The sequence below is a fragment of the Streptomyces sp. NPDC032745 genome (genome assembly GCF_055579465.1).
In genome coordinates, this window is sequence record NZ_JBVING010000019.1 from 91,270 (window position 1) to 107,611 (window position 16,342).

A 16,342-nucleotide genomic window follows, 5' to 3' on the forward strand; every position below is an offset into this window, starting at 1 on the left:
GGGCGTACGGCCGGCACGGCACGATGCCTCCCATGACGCACAACATCCCCGAGAACGCCGAGAACGCCGCGCACGCCGCGAACACCGCGCCCGCCGAGGCCGGCTTCACCAACCCCGGTGCCACCGCCGAGTTCCTGGCCGCACGCGACTTCCTGCTCGAACGCCGCGGGGACTACGAAGCCGCCCACGCCGCATTCACCTGGCCGCGGCCCGAGCGCTTCAACTGGGCCCTGGACTGGTTCGACCACATCGCCACGGGCAACGGCGCCGACGCCCTGCGCATCGTCGAGGAGGACGGCACCAGCCGGTCCGTCTCCTTCGGGGAACTGTCCGTACGCTCCGGCTCCGCCGCCAACTGGCTGCGCGACCAGGGCGTCGCGGCCGGCGACCGGCTCCTGGTCATGCTCGGCAACCAGCGCGAGCTGTGGGAGGTCATGCTCGGCGCGATGAAGCTGCGCGCCGTCGTCATCCCCGCCACCCCCCTCCTCGGTGCGGCGGACCTGCGCGACCGCATCGAGCGCGGCCACGTACGGCACGTCGTCGTGCGGGCCGAGGACGCCGGCAAGTTCGACGAGGTCCCCGGCACCTACACCCGGATCGCCGCCGGAGCGGACGTACCCACCGGATGGCGCCGGCTCGAGGACATGTACGCGGCCGACCCCCACTTCAGCCCGGACGGCGAGACGCTCTCCACCGACCCGCTGATGCTCTACTTCACCTCCGGGACCACCGCCCGCCCCAAGCTCGTCGAGCACACGCACGCCTCGTACCCCATCGGGCACCTCTCCACCATGTACTGGCTCGGGCTGCGCCCCGGCGACGTGCACCTCAACATCGCCTCGCCCGGCTGGGCCAAGCACGCGTGGTCCAACCTCTTCGCCCCGTGGAACGCCGGTGCCACCGTCTTCGTGCACAACTACACCCGCTTCGACGCCGAGCGGCTGATGGCCGAAATGGACCGGCACGGCGTGACCACCTTCTGCGCCCCGCCCACCGTGTGGCGGATGCTGATCCAGTCCGACCTCACCAAGCTCCGTACGCCTCCGCGCGAGGCCGTCGCCGCGGGCGAGCCGCTCAATCCCGAGGTCATCGAGAAGGTCCGCGAGGCCTGGGGCGTCACCATCCGCGACGGTTTCGGCCAGACCGAGACCACCCTCCAGGTCGGCAACTTCCCGGGGGTCCCCGTCAAACCCGGCTCGATGGGGCGTCCGGCGCCCGGGTACGAGATCGTGCTCCTCGACCCCGTCACCGGCAAGGAGTCCCCCGACGAGGGCGAACTCTGCGTGGACCTGCGCCGCCGGCCCGCCGGGGTGATGACCGGCTACCGGGACGACCCGGAGCGCACCGCCGAGGCCATGGCGGACGGGCTCTACCGCACCGGCGACATCGCCTCGCGCGACGAGGCCGGGTACCTCACCTACGTGGGCCGCTCGGACGACGTCTTCAAGGCCTCCGACTACAAGATCAGCCCGTTCGAGCTGGAGAGCGCCCTGCTGGAGCACGAGGCCGTCGCCGAGGCCGCCGTGGTCCCGGCTCCCGACCCGCTGCGGCTGGCCGTGCCGAAGGCGTACATCGCGCTCGCCGCCGGCTGGGAGCCCGGGCCGGAGACCGCGCGGGCGCTGTTCGCGCACTCCCGCGCGGTGCTGTCCCCGTACAAGCGGATCCGCCGCATCGAGTTCGCGGAGCTGCCGAAGACCGTGTCCGGCAAGATCCGCCGGGTGGAGCTGCGGGAGCTCACCGCGGCCGGCTCGGGGGCGGAATACGACGAGTCCGAGCTCGGCTGAGTCCGGTCCTGGTGCTGCCGGGGGCGGCCGACCGGAAGGCCGGCCCGCCCTCCGTACGGTCGGTCAGGCCGGCAGCTGCGCCTCGATCGCGGCGATGACCTCGGGGGACTCGGGCTCGGTGCGCGGACGGAAGCGTGCCACGACCTCGCCGGCCGGGGAGATCAGGAACTTCTCGAAGTTCCACTGGATGTCACCCGCCTCGCCGTCGGCGTCCGGGGTCTTCACCAGCTCCTGGTACAGCGGGTGCCGGTTCTCGCCGTTGACCTCGGCCTTCTCCAGCATCGGGAAGGTGACGCCGAAACCTGCCGCACAGAAGGTCGCGATGTCCTCGGCGTTGCCGGGCTCCTGCTCGCCGAACTGGTTGCAGGGCACGCCGACGACGGTGAAGCCCTTCTCCTCGTACTTGAACTGCAGCCGGGCCAGTCCCGAGTACTGCGGGGTGAGACCGCACTGCGAGGCGGTGTTCACCAGCAGGATCGCCTTGCCCTTGTGGGCCGCCAGGCTGGTGGGCTCGTCGGACAGGGTGGTCAGCGGGATGTCGTACAGGCTCATCGGGCTCTCCTCGGCAGGCAAAGGGGGCAGGCACGCAGGCAAGCGGGCACGCAAGCAAGCAACCAACGGGTACGGATATGTGTTCCGAGCCTACGTCCTGCCCCGCGTCCTGACGGAGCAGGCCGGCCCCGCCCCCGACACCGGCTAGGCCCCCGCGCCCACCAGCCGGTCCGCCGGGTCGTTGACCGGCTGCGGCATGCCCGTGAGGTCCATGACGAACAGCGGTATCCCGAGGTCGTCCGCGCGCGAGCGGGCGTCCTCCGTATATCCCGCGAGCGCGAAGTAGATGCTGGTCGCGGAGGCCGTCAGTCCGTTCAGCCAGACGCATTCCACGGCCCGCAGCCCGGCCGGCGCGGTGGTCGGGTCCACCTGGGCCACGAGCCCGGGCGCCCGCAGGTCCACGGCAGCCGAGGGGATGGGCCGCCCGTCGGGCTGCCGGACGTCCTGGAAACCGAGCCACCGCAGGTACAGCGCTGCCGTGGCCACCGCGTCCCGGGCGGTACGGATGGTCACCGGGCGGAACGCCGGCCGTGGCACCGGCGCCGCCGACGGCTGCCCGGGGACCGGTCCGGACGTGCCGGACGTGCCGGGTGTGCCACCCTCGCCGTCCGCCCCGCCTGACCCGGAGGATCCGCCTGACCCGGAGGATCCGGCGGCGCCGGCCGACCCGTCCCGCCTCGGTGCGCCCGGCCGCCCCGGACCCGCTTCCCGTTCCTGCCCGCGTACGCCGGGCCGGAACGGAGGCAGCCCGTCCCGTACGCCGGTCCCCGACACCGACCCCGTCTCCACCGGGTGCACCGGAATCCGCACCACCGTCCCGCATGACGCGCAGCCCAGCTCGGGGTGCGGCCACTCGCTCACCCGCCCGCAGGCCGTGCACCGCACCGCCACCCAGGTGTCCGACCAGGTGCGGTGCGTCAGCGGCAGGGGCGGCGCCGCGAGGTCCAGGGGCGGGGTGACCGGGCTTCCGCAGGCGCACGGGAAGACCGGGGCGGCGTAGCCGTTCTCGCGCAGGCATGCCGGGCAGCGCACCGGTACCGCTTCCGCCATGAGTGCTGGGCCCCCTCCGTCGCCGTCCGTAGGTCCATGCTCCACCACCTGCCACCGACGGGCGGGCCTGCCCTCGATTTTCCCCTCATATTCGGCCGGGTCCCGGTGGTTCGTACAACTCGCTTGCGTGAGACGCGGCATTTGGTGTGTTCCGGGGTGCTGAAGCTCCTTGACGTGCGGGGACTGGCCGCTTAGCTTGTTCCGTATAGCAGAACAAAACTTCCGGATTGTGGAAACGCCCCGGGAAGCAGTCTGACCGCCAGACCCGCAGGAGAACTCGATGCCTCGTATGACAGCCGCCGCCGCTGCAGTGGAGATCCTCAAGCGCGAGGGCGTTTCGCAAGCGTTCGGCGTGCCCGGCGCTGCGATCAACCCGTTCTACCGCGAGCTCAAGAACGTCGGTGGCATCAACCACACCCTCGCCCGCCACGTCGAGGGCGCCTCGCACATGGCCGAGGGCTACACCCGTACCAACCCGGGCAACATCGGCGTCTGCATCGGTACGTCCGGCCCCGCCGGCACCGACATGATCACCGGCCTGTACTCGGCCATCGCGGACTCCATCCCGATCCTGTGCATCACCGGTCAGGCTCCGGTCGCGAAGCTCCACAAGGAGGACTTCCAGGCCGTCGACATCGCCTCGATCGCCAAGCCGGTCACCAAGGCCGCGACCACGGTCCTCGAGGCCGCGCAGGTCCCCGGCGTCTTCCAGCAGGCGTTCCACCTGATGCGCTCCGGCCGTCCGGGCCCGGTCCTGATCGACCTCCCGATCGACGTCCAGCTGACCGAGATCGAGTTCGACCCGGACCTGTACGAGCCGCTGCCCGTGCACAAGCCGGCCGCCACGCGGAAGCAGGCCGAGAAGGCCATCCAGTTCCTGCTGGAGTCCGAGCGTCCGCTGATCGTCGCCGGCGGCGGCATCATCAACGCGGACGCATCCGACCTGCTGGTCGAGTTCGCCGAACTGACCGGCGTTCCCGTCATCTCCACCCTGATGGGCTGGGGCACCATCCCCGACGACCACGAGCTCGCCGCCGGCATGGTCGGTGTCCAGACCTCGCACCGCTACGGCAACGCGACGTTCCTCGAGTCGGACTTCGTCCTCGGCATCGGCAACCGCTGGGCCAACCGTCACACCGGGTACAACCTGGACGCGTACCTCGGCGACCGGAAGTTCGTCCACGTCGACATCGAGCCCACCCAGCTCGGCAAGATCTTCGCCCCGGACCTCGGCATCGCCTCCGACGCCAAGGCCGCGCTGGAGATCTTCATCGAGGTCGCCAAGGAGCTCAAGGCCGAGGGCAAGCTGCCCGACTTCAGCGCGTGGGTCGCCTCCCACCTGGAGCGCAAGGCCACGCTGCAGCGCCGTACGCACTTCGACAACATCCCCATGAAGCCGCAGCGCGTCTACGAGGAGATGAACAAGGCCTTCGGCCCGGAGACGCGCTACGTCACCACCATCGGCCTCTCCCAGATCGCCGGCGCGCAGATGCTGCACGTCTTCAAGCCGCGCCACTGGATCAACTGCGGTCAGGCCGGCCCGCTCGGCTGGACCATCCCGGCCGCGCTGGGTGTCGCCACCGCCGACCCGCAGACCCCGGTCGTCGCCCTCTCCGGCGACTACGACTTCCAGTTCATGCTGGAGGAGCTGGCGGTCGGTGCGCAGCACAAGATCCCGTACGTCCACGTCCTGGTGAACAACGCCTACCTCGGCCTGATCCGTCAGGCGCAGGGCGGCCTCGGCATCAACTTCGAGGTCAACCTGGAGTTCGAGAACATCAACGCCCCGGAGCTGGGCGTCTACGGCGTCGACCACGTCAAGGTCGTCGAGGGTCTCGGCTGCAAGGCGATCCGCGTCACCGACCCGAACGAGCTGGGCGCCGCCTTCGAGGAGGCCAAGAAGCTCGCCGCCGAGTACAGCGTCCCGGTGGTCGTCGAGGCCATCCTGGAGCGTGTCACCAACATCTCGATGAGCAAGACGGTCGACATGAGCGACGTCACCGAGTTCGAGGAGCTCGCGACCGAGCCGGGCCACGCCCCGACCGCGATCCGCCCGCTGGCGGTCTGACGGCCAAGGCAGCAGCAGCGGCTGTACGTTACGGCCCCCGTCCCTCCACCAGGAGGAACGGGGGCCGTTCCGCATGCGCCCTCCCGGCGGCCGCCCCGGCCCTCTCGGCCTGCCTCTTCCCCCCTCGGGCCCGCGCCCGGGGGAACGCCGGTCGGCATACTGCTGTGATGGACAGATCAATGGCCTCGTGGCGCAACACGACGCACGACTGGGCAGGTTCCGTGGACGCCGGCCACCTTGCCCACATCCGTGAGAACCAGGCCGTATTCGCCCCTGGCGGCCTTCCCCACCTGCTCCTCGAAGTCGTCGCCTACGCGGCCGACGAGGCGGAGTGTGTCGGCGGGGGGCGTTGCACGGTCACGCTCCACGCCGACGGCTCGGTGTCCGTGGCGGACGAGGGCCGGGGCACCGACACCCGCCTCGACGATCACGGCCGACCGGTGAAGAAGCCGATCATGGCGACGAAGGACCTCCGGTTCTTCGATCACCCCGACGCGCAGATCCTGCCCGACGGCCACCCGCGGCGCGGCATGTCCGTCGTCGCGGCGCTCAGCGAGTGGCTCGTCCACACCAACCGCCGCGCGGGCGGAGCCTGGCTCCAGCGCTACGAGCACGGCGTTCCCGCGACGGACCTGACACCGATCACCGCCGACGGCAGGACGGGTACGACCGTCCACTTCAGCCCCGCCGAGCCGCTGCGCGCGGCGACCGGACCCGCATCGGGCGAACTGGCCGCGCTCATTGCGCCGTGGCCGCATCTGTCCGTCGACGTCATCGACCGCCGCGCATGACAAAGCGCCGAGTCACGGGACCGTCCGTGACTCGGCGCTTTGGGTTTGACCGCCCGACGGTACGAGGCTGGCGCGACAGGACATTCGCATCGCCGGGCGGAGTCGTTGGGGAGGCTGTCCTCATGTACAGAGGCTGTCCTCATGTACAGGGGACCCTGTGCGTGGCCCCTGTACATGAGGAGTGGCTGGGACCGCGACGGGCGGTGACGAGAGCTTCGGCTTCGTCTCCCTCAGGTCAAGAGACGGGCCTCGGCACCCATTACCACCGCACTGGCTCACACGCCCGTCGCGGTCCTCGTCCGGCCCTTGCCGCGTACCACCCCTCATCCGGGTCCGCGGTTCGGGCTCGGCACCGGGGACCTGACCTCCCGCCAGGTCCCCGGTGCAGCTATTCGGCTCAGGCGTCGCGCAGGGCGCGGACGGCCTCCTCGACGCGCTTGCCGTAGTCGGCGTCCGCGGCGTGGAAGTGAGCCAGGTTCTTCTCGATGACGTCCTCGAGGGTGACCTGAGACAGGCCGCCGGCGATGTTCGCCACCAGACGCTGCTTCTCGGCCTCCGACATCAGGCGGTAGAGCTCACCGGCCTGGAAGAAGTCGTCGTCCTTGGTGTGGGCCGGGGCCTCGTGGGTGCCCGTGTAGCCGGAGACGGCCTTCGGGGCGCCGAGCGCCAGACCGGTCTCGGCCGGGCCCTGGTACGAGTTGGGCTCGTAGTTCTTGTCGTGGCGCGAGCCGTTGCGCAGCGCCATGACGCCGTCGCGGCCGTAGTTCTCGGCCTTCGTCGCCTTCGGGGCGTTGACCGGCAGCAGGGTGTGGTTCACACCGAGGCGGTAGCGCTGGGCGTCGGCGTACGCGAAGAGACGGCCCTGGAGCATCTTGTCCGGCGAGGCGGTGATGCCCGGGACGAAGTTGTTCGGGGAGAAGGCGGACTGCTCGACCTCGGCGAAGACGTTGTCCGGGTTGCGGTCGAGGACCAGACGGCCCACGCGCTGCAGCGGGTAGTCGCTGTGCGGCCACACCTTGGTGAGGTCGAACGGGTTGAAGCGGTACTCCGCGGCCTCGGCGGCCGGCATGATCTGGACGTACAGGGTCCAGCTCGGGTTCACACCGCGCTCGATCGCCTGGAGCAGGTCGGTCTGGTGCGAGTTCGCGTCCTTGCCGACGAGCTCGGCGGCCTGCTCGCCCGACAGGCAGCGGATGCCCTGGTTCGTCTTGAAGTGGTACTTGACGAAGAAGGTCTCGCCCTGCTCGTTCGTCCACTGGTAGGTGTGGGAGCCGTAGCCGTTCATGTGGCGGTACGACGCGGGGATGCCGCGGTCACCCATCAGCCAGGTGATCTGGTGCGTCGCCTCGGGGGCGTGCGCCCAGAAGTCCCAGACGTTGTCCGGCTCCTGCTTGCCCGTGAACGGGTCGCGCTTCTGGGAGTGGATGAAGTCGGGGAACTTGATCGGGTCCTTGATGAAGAACACCGGGGTGTTGTTGCCGACGAGGTCGTAGTTGCCCTCTTCGGTGTAGAACTTCAGCGCGAAGCCGCGCGGGTCGCGGACCGCGTCCGCACCACCCAGCGAGTCGGCCACGGTGGAGAACCGCAGGAAGGTCTCGGTCTTCTTGCCGACCGTGTTCAGGAACGCGGCGCTGGTGTACGCGGTGACGTCGTCGGTCACCTCGAAGTGGCCGTACGCGGCCGAGCCGCGGGCGTGCACCACGCGCTCCGGTATGCGCTCACGGTTGAAGCGGGCAAGCTTCTCAAGCAGCTGCTGGTCCTGGATCAGCAGCGGGCCACCGACGCCGGCGGTGGCGGAGTTCTGGTTGTCGGCGACCGGGGCGCCGGACTCGGTCGTCAGCGTGCGCTTCGACATGGTGACCTTCCGTACGGGAACCTGCTGACGGAAAGCGTCTTCCGTCATGCGGAACAGCCTAATTTCAGGCCGAACGCAGCGTCAACAGTTTGTTGAACAAAGATGGAGAGAGGTGATCCGGACGGTGCCGGCGCTTGGGCGCGACAGGACAGGTGTCAGCACCGGCACCATCCGGAAACTCAGGCCCCCGAACGGGGGAGGAGCGGCGGCCCGGCGAGCGGGCCGCGGGCTCAGATCTGGGCGCCGGAGAGGCGCTCGACCGCGCGCAGCAGAGCCGAGTGGTCCAGGCCGCCGTCACCCTGGGCGCGCAGCGAGGCGACCAGCTGGGCGACGACCGCGCCGACCGGGAGGGCCGCACCGACGTTGCGGGCGGCGTCGGTGACGATGCCCATGTCCTTGTGGTGCAGGTCGATCCGGAAACCGGGCTTGAAGTCGCGGTTCAGGAAGTTGTCCTTCTTGCGGGTCAGGACCGTGGAGCCGGCCAGACCGCCGTTGAGGACGTCCAGGGCGGCCTGGAGGTTCACGCCCGACTTCTCGAGGAAGACGACGGCCTCGGCGCACGCCTGGATGTTCACCGCGACGATGAGCTGGTTGGCGGCCTTCACCGTCTGGCCGGAGCCGTGCGGACCGCACAGGACGATGACCTTGCCGAGCGCCTCGAGGATCGGCAGCGCCGCGTCGAAGTCGGCCTGCTCGCCACCCACCATGATCGACAGTACGGCCTCGATGGCGCCGGCCTCGCCGCCGGACACCGGGGCGTCGATGACGCGGATGCCCTTGGCGGCGGCGTTCTTCGCGAGGTCGATCGAGGTCTGCGGGGTGATCGACGACATGTCGATGATCAGCGCGCCGGACTTCGCGTTCTCGAGGATGCCGTTCTCACCGTAGGAGATGGCCTCGACCTGCGGGGAGGCGGGCACCATGGTGATGATGACGTCGGCGTCCTTGACGGCCTCGGCGATCGAGCCGGCGGCGGAGCCGCCGGCGGCGGCCAGGCGGTCCAGCTTGTCCTGCTCCAGGGTGAAGCCGGTGACCGAGTAGCCGGCCTTCAGGAGGTTCTCGGCCATGGGGGAGCCCATGATGCCGAGCCCGATCCAGGCAATCGACGGGAGCGCAGCGGGGTTGCTCATGATGAGGGTCCTTCTCTTAATGCTTTGTACGAAAAGTTCGTGACGTGCCTGGCTGATCGCCTGGACTTTGTCCGCCTACTTCGCGGCGCGGGCCTCGGCCGGCAGCCATGCGAAGGACGCGGCAGCGTCGGCGGCCTTGTACTCCAGGCCTACGTAGCCCTCGTATCCGGCCTTCTTCAGCTGGTCGAGCAGCTCCTCGAGGGGCAGCTCGCCGGTGCCGGGGGCACCTCGTCCGGGCTTGTCCGCGATCTGGACGTGCCCGGTCTTGGCGGCGTACTTTTCGATGACCTCGGAGAGGTCCTCATCGTTCATCGCCAGGTGGTACAGGTCGAGCAGGAACTTGGCGTTGCCGAGACCGGTGGCCTCGTTCACCTTGTCCACTACCTCGATGCCGGCCGGGGCGCTCACCAGCGGGTAGAGCGGCGACTCGGGCTTGTTGAGGGTTTCGATCAGGAGGATCGCGCCGACGCGGTCCGCGGCCCGGGCCGCCACGACCAGGTTCTTCAGGGCGAGCTCGTCCTGAACGGCCGGGTCCACCCCTTCGACGCGGTTGCCGTAGAGGGCGTTCAGCGCCTTGCAGCCGACCGAGGCTGCGAAGTCCGCGGCCACGTTGATGTTGGCGTTGAAACGGTCCGACTCCTCACCGGGTACCGAGACCGCACCGCGGTCCGGGCCCGGCAGCTGGCCGGCGTAGAAGTTCAGGCCCACCAGCTGGGTGCCGGCGTCCTCAAGAGCCTTCTTGAGGGCGTCGAGTTCCGCCTGGGCGGGGGTGGGGGTCTCGATCCAGGGCCACCACAGCTCGACCGCCGTGAAGCCCGCCGCGGCGGCAGCCGCGGGACGCTCCAGAAGCGGGAGTTCCGTGAAGAGGATCGAAAGGTTCACATCGAAGCGCTGGTCCGTGTATCCCATGAGGGGTGTGCGCTCCTTCCGTATTGCGGAAGTTAGTTTCTGCTTGATGGAAGACTGCATCGGGCTCGTCGTAGATGTCAAGTACGGACTGCCGAAAAAAGCTGACCGGGAGGTAGCTTGACCAGCGTGCGATTGAGAGTGGAGTTCACGACCGAGCCCTTCGATCTCGAAGAGGCCCCTGCCCATGCCGTGGCCGCTCGCGAGGTCATCCAGAAGGCCCAGCTGGACGCGGTGGACGTAGGTCCGTTCGGCAACACCGCCGAGGGTGACGCCGACGAGGTGCTGACCGCGGTGGCCGCGCTGCTGCGCGACTCGCTGGAGTCCGGGGCCACGCGCGTCTCGCTCCAGGTCAACGTGATCGGGGAGGACACCCCATGACCGAGCCCCGCGACCACCCGTTCGTCACCGCGGTCAAGCCGCTGGTCGACGCGATGGGCGGCGAGCTGATGGATCCGGCCCAGGCCCTGCCCGACGACGTGGTCCTGTCGTGGGAAGGCCGGGAGCTGCTGGCCGTGCGCCTGCCCCAGCTGTCCGACTCGCTGGACCACATCCTGGCGGCGCTGGAGCGCCGGCACGGCGTACCGTTGTCTCAGCTCGACCGGAAGTCCAAGCAAGACGTCGTCCGGATACTGGAGGCGCGCGGCGCCTTCTCCGTCCGGCACGGCGTGGAGACGGTCGCGGGCGCCCTGGGCGTAAGCCGCTTCACGGTCTACAACTACCTGAACAGGGAAAACCCCAACAAGAACAGCAAGGCGTGAAGCCTGCTTGACCCGCTGTGACGAGCCGCCGCCCAATTCATCCGGGCGGCGGCTTTTGTGTACGGGAAGTTTCAACAAAGTGTTGACGCCGTGTTGTCGAGGGCGTTAGCTATGCCCAGCCCGTCAAAGCAACAACAGGCCACGGAGGCCTACCGTGACTTCGAGTCCGACCCCGGGTCTCACCCGGTTCAACGCCTTGGACGACGGCGCGGCCACGGCCGAGCTGCACGAGGTGTGCGCCAGTTCGGCATGGGGGAGCAAGCTGCTCGCCCAGCGCCCCTTCGCCACCGCCGACTCCCTGTTCTCCGCGAACGAGGCCGCCATGGCCGAGCTCACCGCCGAGGACCTGGCCGAAGCGATGGCAGGCCACGCGCCGATCGGCCGCCCGAAGCCGGGAGACCCGACCTCCGCCCGCGAGCAGCGCGGCATGGCCGGAGCCTCGGAGGAGCTCAAGAACGAGCTCCTCGAACTGAACCTGGCGTACCAGGAGAAGTTCGGCCACGTCTTCCTCATCTGCGCCACCGGTGCGACCGGTGAGTTCATGCGCGACGCGGTCAAGGTCCGGATCGACAACTCGCCGGAACAGGAGCGGGAGACCGCCCGCGGCGAGCTCGTGAAGATCAACCGGATCCGTCTGACCCGCCTCGTCGAACTCGCAGAAGAAGGAGCGTGAGCATGAGCACCGAGACCACCGCGTCGGTGTCCACGCACATCCTGGACACCAGCATCGGCAAGCCCGCCGAGGGCGTCGCCATCTCCCTTTCGGCCCGTACGGGCCTGGACGGCGAGTGGGCGGCCCTGGGCGGCTCCGCCACCGATGCCGACGGGCGCTGCAAGGACCTGCCGGCGCTGCCGGAGGGCACCACCCACGTACGTCTCGACTTCGAGACCGAGACGTACTTCTTGAAGAAGCAAGCCGAGGCGCAGCAGGACGCCCCCCGCGTAAGGGACAGCGGTGCGTTCTTCCCCGAGGTCACCATCACCTTTGCGGTGAACCCGGGCGAGCACTACCACGTACCGCTGCTGCTCAACCCGTTCGGCTACTCCGTTTACCGAGGGAGCTAGCATGGCCACGATTCTGGGCCAGAACCAGTACGGCAAGGCAGAGAACCGCGTCGTCAAGATCACGCGGGACGGCGACACCCACCACATCAAGGACCTGAACGTCTCGGTCGCCCTCTCCGGCGACATGGACGACGTCCACTACTCCGGCTCGAACGCCAACGTCCTTCCGACGGACACCACCAAGAACACGGTGTACGCGTTCGCCAAGGAGTACGGCATCGAGTCCGCCGAGCAGTTCGGCATCCACCTGGCGCGCTGGTTCGTGAACAGCCAGGAGCCGATCCAGCGTGCGCGCATCCGGATCGAGGAGTACGCCTGGGACCGGATCGCCACCTCGGACGCCAACTCCAAGTTCATCGGCTCCGACGAGGTCAACCACTCCTTCGTCCGCAAGGGCATGGAGACCCGCGTCACCCAGATCACGTACGACGGCCAGAACTGGGAGGTCATCTCCGGCCTCAAGGACCTGATCGTCATGAACTCCACGAACTCCGAGTTCTGGGGTTACGTGAAGGACAAGTACACGACCCTGCAGGAGGCGTACGACCGCATCCTGGCCACCCAGGTGTCGGGTCGCTGGCGCTTCAACTGGACCGACGACGAGCAGCGGATGCCCAACTGGGAGAAGTCCTACGCCGAGACCAAGAAGCACATGCTCCAGGCCTTCGCGGAGACCTACTCCCTCTCGCTGCAGCAGACCCTGTACCAGATGGGTTCGCGCATCATCAACCACCGTTCGGAGATCGACGAGGTCCGCTTCTCGCTCCCGAACAAGCACCACTTCCTCGTCGACCTCGAGCCGTTCGGCCTCAAGAACGACAACGAGGTCTACTTCGCCGCGGACCGCCCGTACGGTCTGATCGAGGCCACGATCCTCCGGGACGGCGCTGACGCCCGCATCCCCGTGGACATGACCAACCTCTGAGACACCGTCGAAGAGCGCGGCACGCGCGTCCCGGGGCTCCGCAGTGGCCCCGGGACCGCGCGACACGCTTCAACTTCCTGAATCGGCACCCGGAGCGCCACGCGGGACGGCAGTACTGTCAGCTGTCGAGGTCCCCGGCTCCGGCACTCAAATCCCCTGGGTCCTGCCGTGCCCCCACCGCCACTGAAAGCACGAGGAAGTCCCATGGCAGCATCGGCAGCGCATGACAGCGCCGTAGAGCGCATCGTCATCGAGAACTGTGCGATTGCGACCGTCGACGCGAACGACACCGAGTACGCCTCGGGCTACGTGGTCGTCGCCGGCAACAAGATCGAGTCGATCGGTGCGGGCAAAGCCCCCGAGAACCTCGACAACGTGGTCCGCCGCATCGACGGCACGGGTCACCTCGTCACCCCGGGTCTGGTCAACACCCACCACCACTTCTACCAGTGGATCACCCGCGGTCTGGCCACCGACCACAACCTCTTCAACTGGCTCGTCGCGCTGTACCCGACATGGGCGCGCATCGACGAGCAGATGGCCTACACGGCCGCCCAGGGCTCCCTGGCGATGATGGCCAAGGGCGGCGTCACCACCGCCATGGACCACCACTACGTCTACCCCAAGGGCTCCGGCGACCTTTCCGGCGCGATCATCCGCGCCGCGTCCGAGATGGGCGTCCGCTTCACCCTCGCCCGCGGCTCCATGGACCGCAGCAAGAAGGACGGCGGCCTGCCCCCGGACCACGCCGTCGAGACCCTCGAGGGTGCGCTCGCCGACACCGAGGCGACGGTCAAGAAGCACCACGACTACTCCTTCGACGCGATGACCCAGGTCGCCGTCGCCCCCTGCTCCCCCTTCTCGGTCTCCACCGAGCTGCTGAAGCAGGGCGCCGAGCTGGCCCGCCGCCTCGGTGTGCGCATGCACACGCACGGCAGCGAGACCGTCGAGGAAGAGCAGTTCTGCAAGGAACTGTTCGGTATGGGCCCGACCGACTACTTCGAGTCGACCGGCTGGCTCGGCGAGGACGTGTGGATGGCGCACAGCGTCCACATGAACGACTCCGACATCGCCGCGTTCGCCCGCACCAAGACCGGCGTCGCGCACTGCCCGTCCTCCAACGCCCGTCTGGCCGCCGGCATCGCCCGCGTCCCGGACATGCTCGCCGCCGGCGTCCCGGTCGGCCTCGGCGTGGACGGAACCGCCTCGAACGAGTCCGGTGAGCTGCACACCGAGCTGCGCAACGCGCTGCTGATCAACCGGCTGAACCCGGTCCACCGCGAGGCCGCCCTCAACGCGCGCCAGGCCCTGCGCCTCGGTACGTACGGCGGCGCGCAGGTCCTCGGCCGCGCCGACAACATCGGTTCGCTGGAGGTCGGCAAGTGCGCCGACCTGGTGATGTGGAACCTCAGCACCCTGGCCCACTCCTCGATCGCCGACCCGGTCACCGCGCTGGTCTTCGGTGCGGCCGCCCCGGTGACCCTCTCGCTGGTCAACGGCAAGCAGATCGTCGAGAACAACCGTCTTCTCTTCGCCGACGAGGACTCCATCGCGGTGTCCACCCGGGAAGAGGCCCAGCGCCTCGCGCGGATCTCCGCGCAGGGCTGATCCCACGGAGTCCGGCCGGGGGGGACGGCCCCCGGCCGGCGGTCGCGGACCCGAGCGGGGTCCGCGGCAGCCGTTCCCGGGAAGCGCCCGAAGGATTCCGAGGGTGCTCCCGGGGCGGTGACTCGTGCCACCGCTGCTCTTCGTCTTCTGCGCGAACGACTCGGGCGAATCGTTTCTGCATGCCGTGGACCACTGCGACCACGGCACCCCCACAACTGAATACAAGGCTCGACTTGCACCGCTTTCGCACCACCTCCAAGACACCACGCCCCTGCCGGCGTGTTCAACCGAACGGAGGAAGCCGTGGCCCAGGCGCCCAGGTTTCGCAAAGATGCAGTCGCAATACCGGAGGAGAAGCACCCGGTCGACGAGACCCTGCCTCCGCTGAAAATGTTCACCAGCGGACTCCAGCACGTTGCCGCCATGTACGCGGGTGTCGTCGCCCCGCCCATGATCGTCGGCCCTGCCGTCGGACTCTCCGCCACCGAGACCGCGTTCCTGATGGGCGCCTCGCTCTTCACCGCGGGCCTCGCCACCCTCCTCCAGACCCTCGGCTTCTGGAAGATCGGCGCCAAGCTCCCCTTCGTCAACGGCGTCTCGTTCGCCGGTGTGACCCCGATGATCGCCATCGGCAAGGGTGAGGGCGCCGACGCCGTCCCCGTCATCTTCGGCGCGATCATCGTCGCCGGGCTCGTCGGCTTCCTCGCCGCCCCGTACTTCGGGAAGCTCGTCCGCTTCTTCCCGCCCGTGGTCACCGGTACGGTCATCACCCTGATCGGCGTGTCCCTGCTGCCGGTGGCCTTCAACTGGTCCCAGGGCGGCAACCGCACCGCCACCGACTACGGCTCGATGAAGAACATCGGCATGGCCGCCGTCACCCTCGTGACCGTCCTGCTGATGCGCAAGTTCCTGCGCGGCTTCCTCCAGCAGATCTCGATCCTGCTCGGCCTGGTCGCGGGTACGTTGATCGCCCTGCCGCTCGGCATGACCAGCTTCGACGCCGTCAGGAACGCCTCCCTCGTGGGCTTCCCGACTCCGTTCCACTTCGGCGCCCCGCAGTTCCAGGTCGCCGCCATCGTCTCCATGTGCATCGTCATGCTGGTCTGCATGACCGAGTCCACCGCCGACATCCTGGCCCTCGGCAAGATCGTCGGCCGCCCGGCGGACGCGAAGACGATCGAGGGCGGGCTGCGCGCCGACACCCTCGGCAGCGCGCTCAGCCCGCTGTTCAACGGGTTCATGTGCAGCGCCTTCGCGCAGAACATCGGGCTCGTGGCGATGACCAAGGTGCGCAGCCGGTTCGTCGTCGCCGCGGGTGGCGGCATCCTGATCCTGCTGGGCCTGTGCCCGATCGCCGCCTCCGTCATCGGAGTGGTCCCGCTGCCGGTGCTCGGCGGCGCCGGCATCGTCCTGTTCGGCTCGGTCGCGGCCAGCGGGATCCAGACCCTGGCGGGCGCGGCCATGGAGAAGGGCGAGAACGCCCTGATCGTCGCCGCCTCGGTGGGCATCGGCCTGATCCCGATCGCGGCGCCGGACTTCTACCACGCGTTCCCGAAGGACCTGCTGGTCGTCCTAGACTCGGGCATCAGCACCGGCTGCGTGGTGGCCATCGCCCTCAACCTGGCCTTCAACCACTTCGGCGCCCAGCGGGCCGCGGCGGCTCCGGAACCGGTACCGGTGCACTGACCCTGACGGGGTCCGACCCACCACGGCGGTGGGGGGGGGGGAGGAGGGGGGGGGGGGGGGGGGGGGTGGTCAAGCACACCACGCGTGGTGGCCCCACCCCAGACCACCCCCCCCCCCACACCCACTAAAAAAACAATCTTCCTCTTCAGCATCTAGTTGCC

At 69.0% G+C, this 16,342-nt stretch carries 15 protein-coding genes; 10 read left to right on the forward strand and 5 right to left on the reverse strand.

The window, feature by feature from the left end; genetic code table 11:
- Nucleotides 1–32: 32 nt before the first annotated feature.
- Nucleotides 33–1,784: an AMP-binding protein gene (locus tag ACZ5WG_RS35835; protein ID WP_468728714.1), complete on the forward strand. Its 1,752-nt coding sequence runs from the start codon at nucleotides 33–35 to the stop codon at nucleotides 1,782–1,784.
- 63 nt (nucleotides 1,785–1,847) lie between these two features.
- Here the strand turns inward: ACZ5WG_RS35835 and ACZ5WG_RS35840 are convergent, their stop codons facing one another.
- Together ACZ5WG_RS35840 and ACZ5WG_RS35845 are read right to left on the reverse strand one after the other, a co-directional pair.
- Nucleotides 1,848–2,336 carry a glutathione peroxidase gene (locus ACZ5WG_RS35840; RefSeq protein WP_468728716.1) on the reverse strand — a complete coding sequence of 163 codons (489 nt, stop codon included), beginning with the start codon at nucleotides 2,334–2,336 and terminating at the stop codon, nucleotides 1,848–1,850.
- 144 nt (nucleotides 2,337–2,480) lie between these two features.
- On the reverse strand, nucleotides 2,481–3,386 hold the full coding sequence (locus ACZ5WG_RS35845; RefSeq protein WP_468728717.1) for a hypothetical protein: 906 nt from the start codon (nucleotides 3,384–3,386) through the stop codon (nucleotides 2,481–2,483).
- 289 nt (nucleotides 3,387–3,675) lie between these two features.
- Between ACZ5WG_RS35845 and gcl the strand changes: the two genes are divergently transcribed.
- Nucleotides 3,676–5,454, forward strand: a complete 1,779-nt coding sequence (gcl, locus tag ACZ5WG_RS35850) for a glyoxylate carboligase (protein ID WP_468728798.1) — start codon at nucleotides 3,676–3,678, stop codon at nucleotides 5,452–5,454.
- A gap of 167 nt (nucleotides 5,455–5,621) precedes the next feature.
- Nucleotides 5,622–6,245 (forward strand): ATP-binding protein, encoded by a 624-nt coding sequence (locus ACZ5WG_RS35855; protein WP_468728718.1) that lies wholly within the window; start codon nucleotides 5,622–5,624, stop codon nucleotides 6,243–6,245.
- Between the two features lie 397 nt (nucleotides 6,246–6,642).
- Here the strand turns inward: ACZ5WG_RS35855 and ACZ5WG_RS35860 are convergent, their stop codons facing one another.
- The 3 genes from ACZ5WG_RS35860 to ACZ5WG_RS35870 all read right to left on the reverse strand — a co-directional run bounded on the left by ACZ5WG_RS35860 (nucleotide 6,643) and on the right by ACZ5WG_RS35870 (nucleotide 10,139).
- Nucleotides 6,643–8,100: a catalase gene (locus ACZ5WG_RS35860; RefSeq protein ID WP_468728799.1), complete on the reverse strand. Its 1,458-nt coding sequence runs from the start codon at nucleotides 8,098–8,100 to the stop codon at nucleotides 6,643–6,645.
- A 230-nt stretch (nucleotides 8,101–8,330) separates the two neighbouring features.
- The gene (locus ACZ5WG_RS35865; protein ID WP_468728719.1) at nucleotides 8,331–9,230 is read right to left on the reverse strand and encodes a 2-hydroxy-3-oxopropionate reductase; all 900 of its coding nucleotides are present in this window, start codon (nucleotides 9,228–9,230) and stop codon (nucleotides 8,331–8,333) included.
- Between the two features lie 75 nt (nucleotides 9,231–9,305).
- A complete protein-coding gene (locus ACZ5WG_RS35870) occupies nucleotides 9,306–10,139 on the reverse strand; it encodes a TIM barrel protein (RefSeq protein ID WP_468728720.1) in 834 nt (277 codons plus the stop codon).
- A gap of 126 nt (nucleotides 10,140–10,265) precedes the next feature.
- On the opposite strand from ACZ5WG_RS35870, the gene ACZ5WG_RS35875 reads away from it, so the two are divergent.
- The 7 genes from ACZ5WG_RS35875 (at nucleotide 10,266) to ACZ5WG_RS35905 (ending at nucleotide 16,181) form a co-directional block, all read left to right on the forward strand.
- Complete coding sequence (locus ACZ5WG_RS35875; RefSeq protein ID WP_383509964.1) at nucleotides 10,266–10,517, forward strand: thiamine-binding protein; 252 nt, start codon at nucleotides 10,266–10,268, stop codon at nucleotides 10,515–10,517.
- On the forward strand, nucleotides 10,514–10,897 hold the full coding sequence (locus ACZ5WG_RS35880; protein ID WP_266662320.1) for a helix-turn-helix domain-containing protein: 384 nt from the start codon (nucleotides 10,514–10,516) through the stop codon (nucleotides 10,895–10,897). The genes ACZ5WG_RS35875 and ACZ5WG_RS35880 overlap by 4 nt, the downstream gene beginning before the upstream one ends.
- 154 nt (nucleotides 10,898–11,051) lie before the next feature.
- Nucleotides 11,052–11,570 (forward strand): 2-oxo-4-hydroxy-4-carboxy-5-ureidoimidazoline decarboxylase, encoded by a 519-nt coding sequence (gene uraD / locus ACZ5WG_RS35885; protein ID WP_468728721.1) that lies wholly within the window; start codon nucleotides 11,052–11,054, stop codon nucleotides 11,568–11,570.
- Nucleotides 11,571–11,572: 2 nt separating this feature from the next.
- Nucleotides 11,573–11,962 carry a hydroxyisourate hydrolase gene (gene uraH / locus ACZ5WG_RS35890; protein ID WP_468728722.1) on the forward strand — a complete coding sequence of 130 codons (390 nt, stop codon included), beginning with the start codon at nucleotides 11,573–11,575 and terminating at the stop codon, nucleotides 11,960–11,962.
- Nucleotide 11,963: 1 nt separating this feature from the next.
- Nucleotides 11,964–12,887 carry a factor-independent urate hydroxylase gene (gene pucL / locus ACZ5WG_RS35895; protein WP_054226574.1) on the forward strand — a complete coding sequence of 308 codons (924 nt, stop codon included), beginning with the start codon at nucleotides 11,964–11,966 and terminating at the stop codon, nucleotides 12,885–12,887.
- 204 nt (nucleotides 12,888–13,091) lie between these two features.
- The gene (locus tag ACZ5WG_RS35900) at nucleotides 13,092–14,495 is read left to right on the forward strand and encodes an 8-oxoguanine deaminase (protein WP_468728723.1); all 1,404 of its coding nucleotides are present in this window, start codon (nucleotides 13,092–13,094) and stop codon (nucleotides 14,493–14,495) included.
- 303 nt (nucleotides 14,496–14,798) lie between these two features.
- Nucleotides 14,799–16,181 (forward strand): nucleobase:cation symporter-2 family protein, encoded by a 1,383-nt coding sequence (locus ACZ5WG_RS35905; RefSeq protein WP_468728801.1) that lies wholly within the window; start codon nucleotides 14,799–14,801, stop codon nucleotides 16,179–16,181.
- Nucleotides 16,182–16,342: the final 161 nt, after the last annotated feature.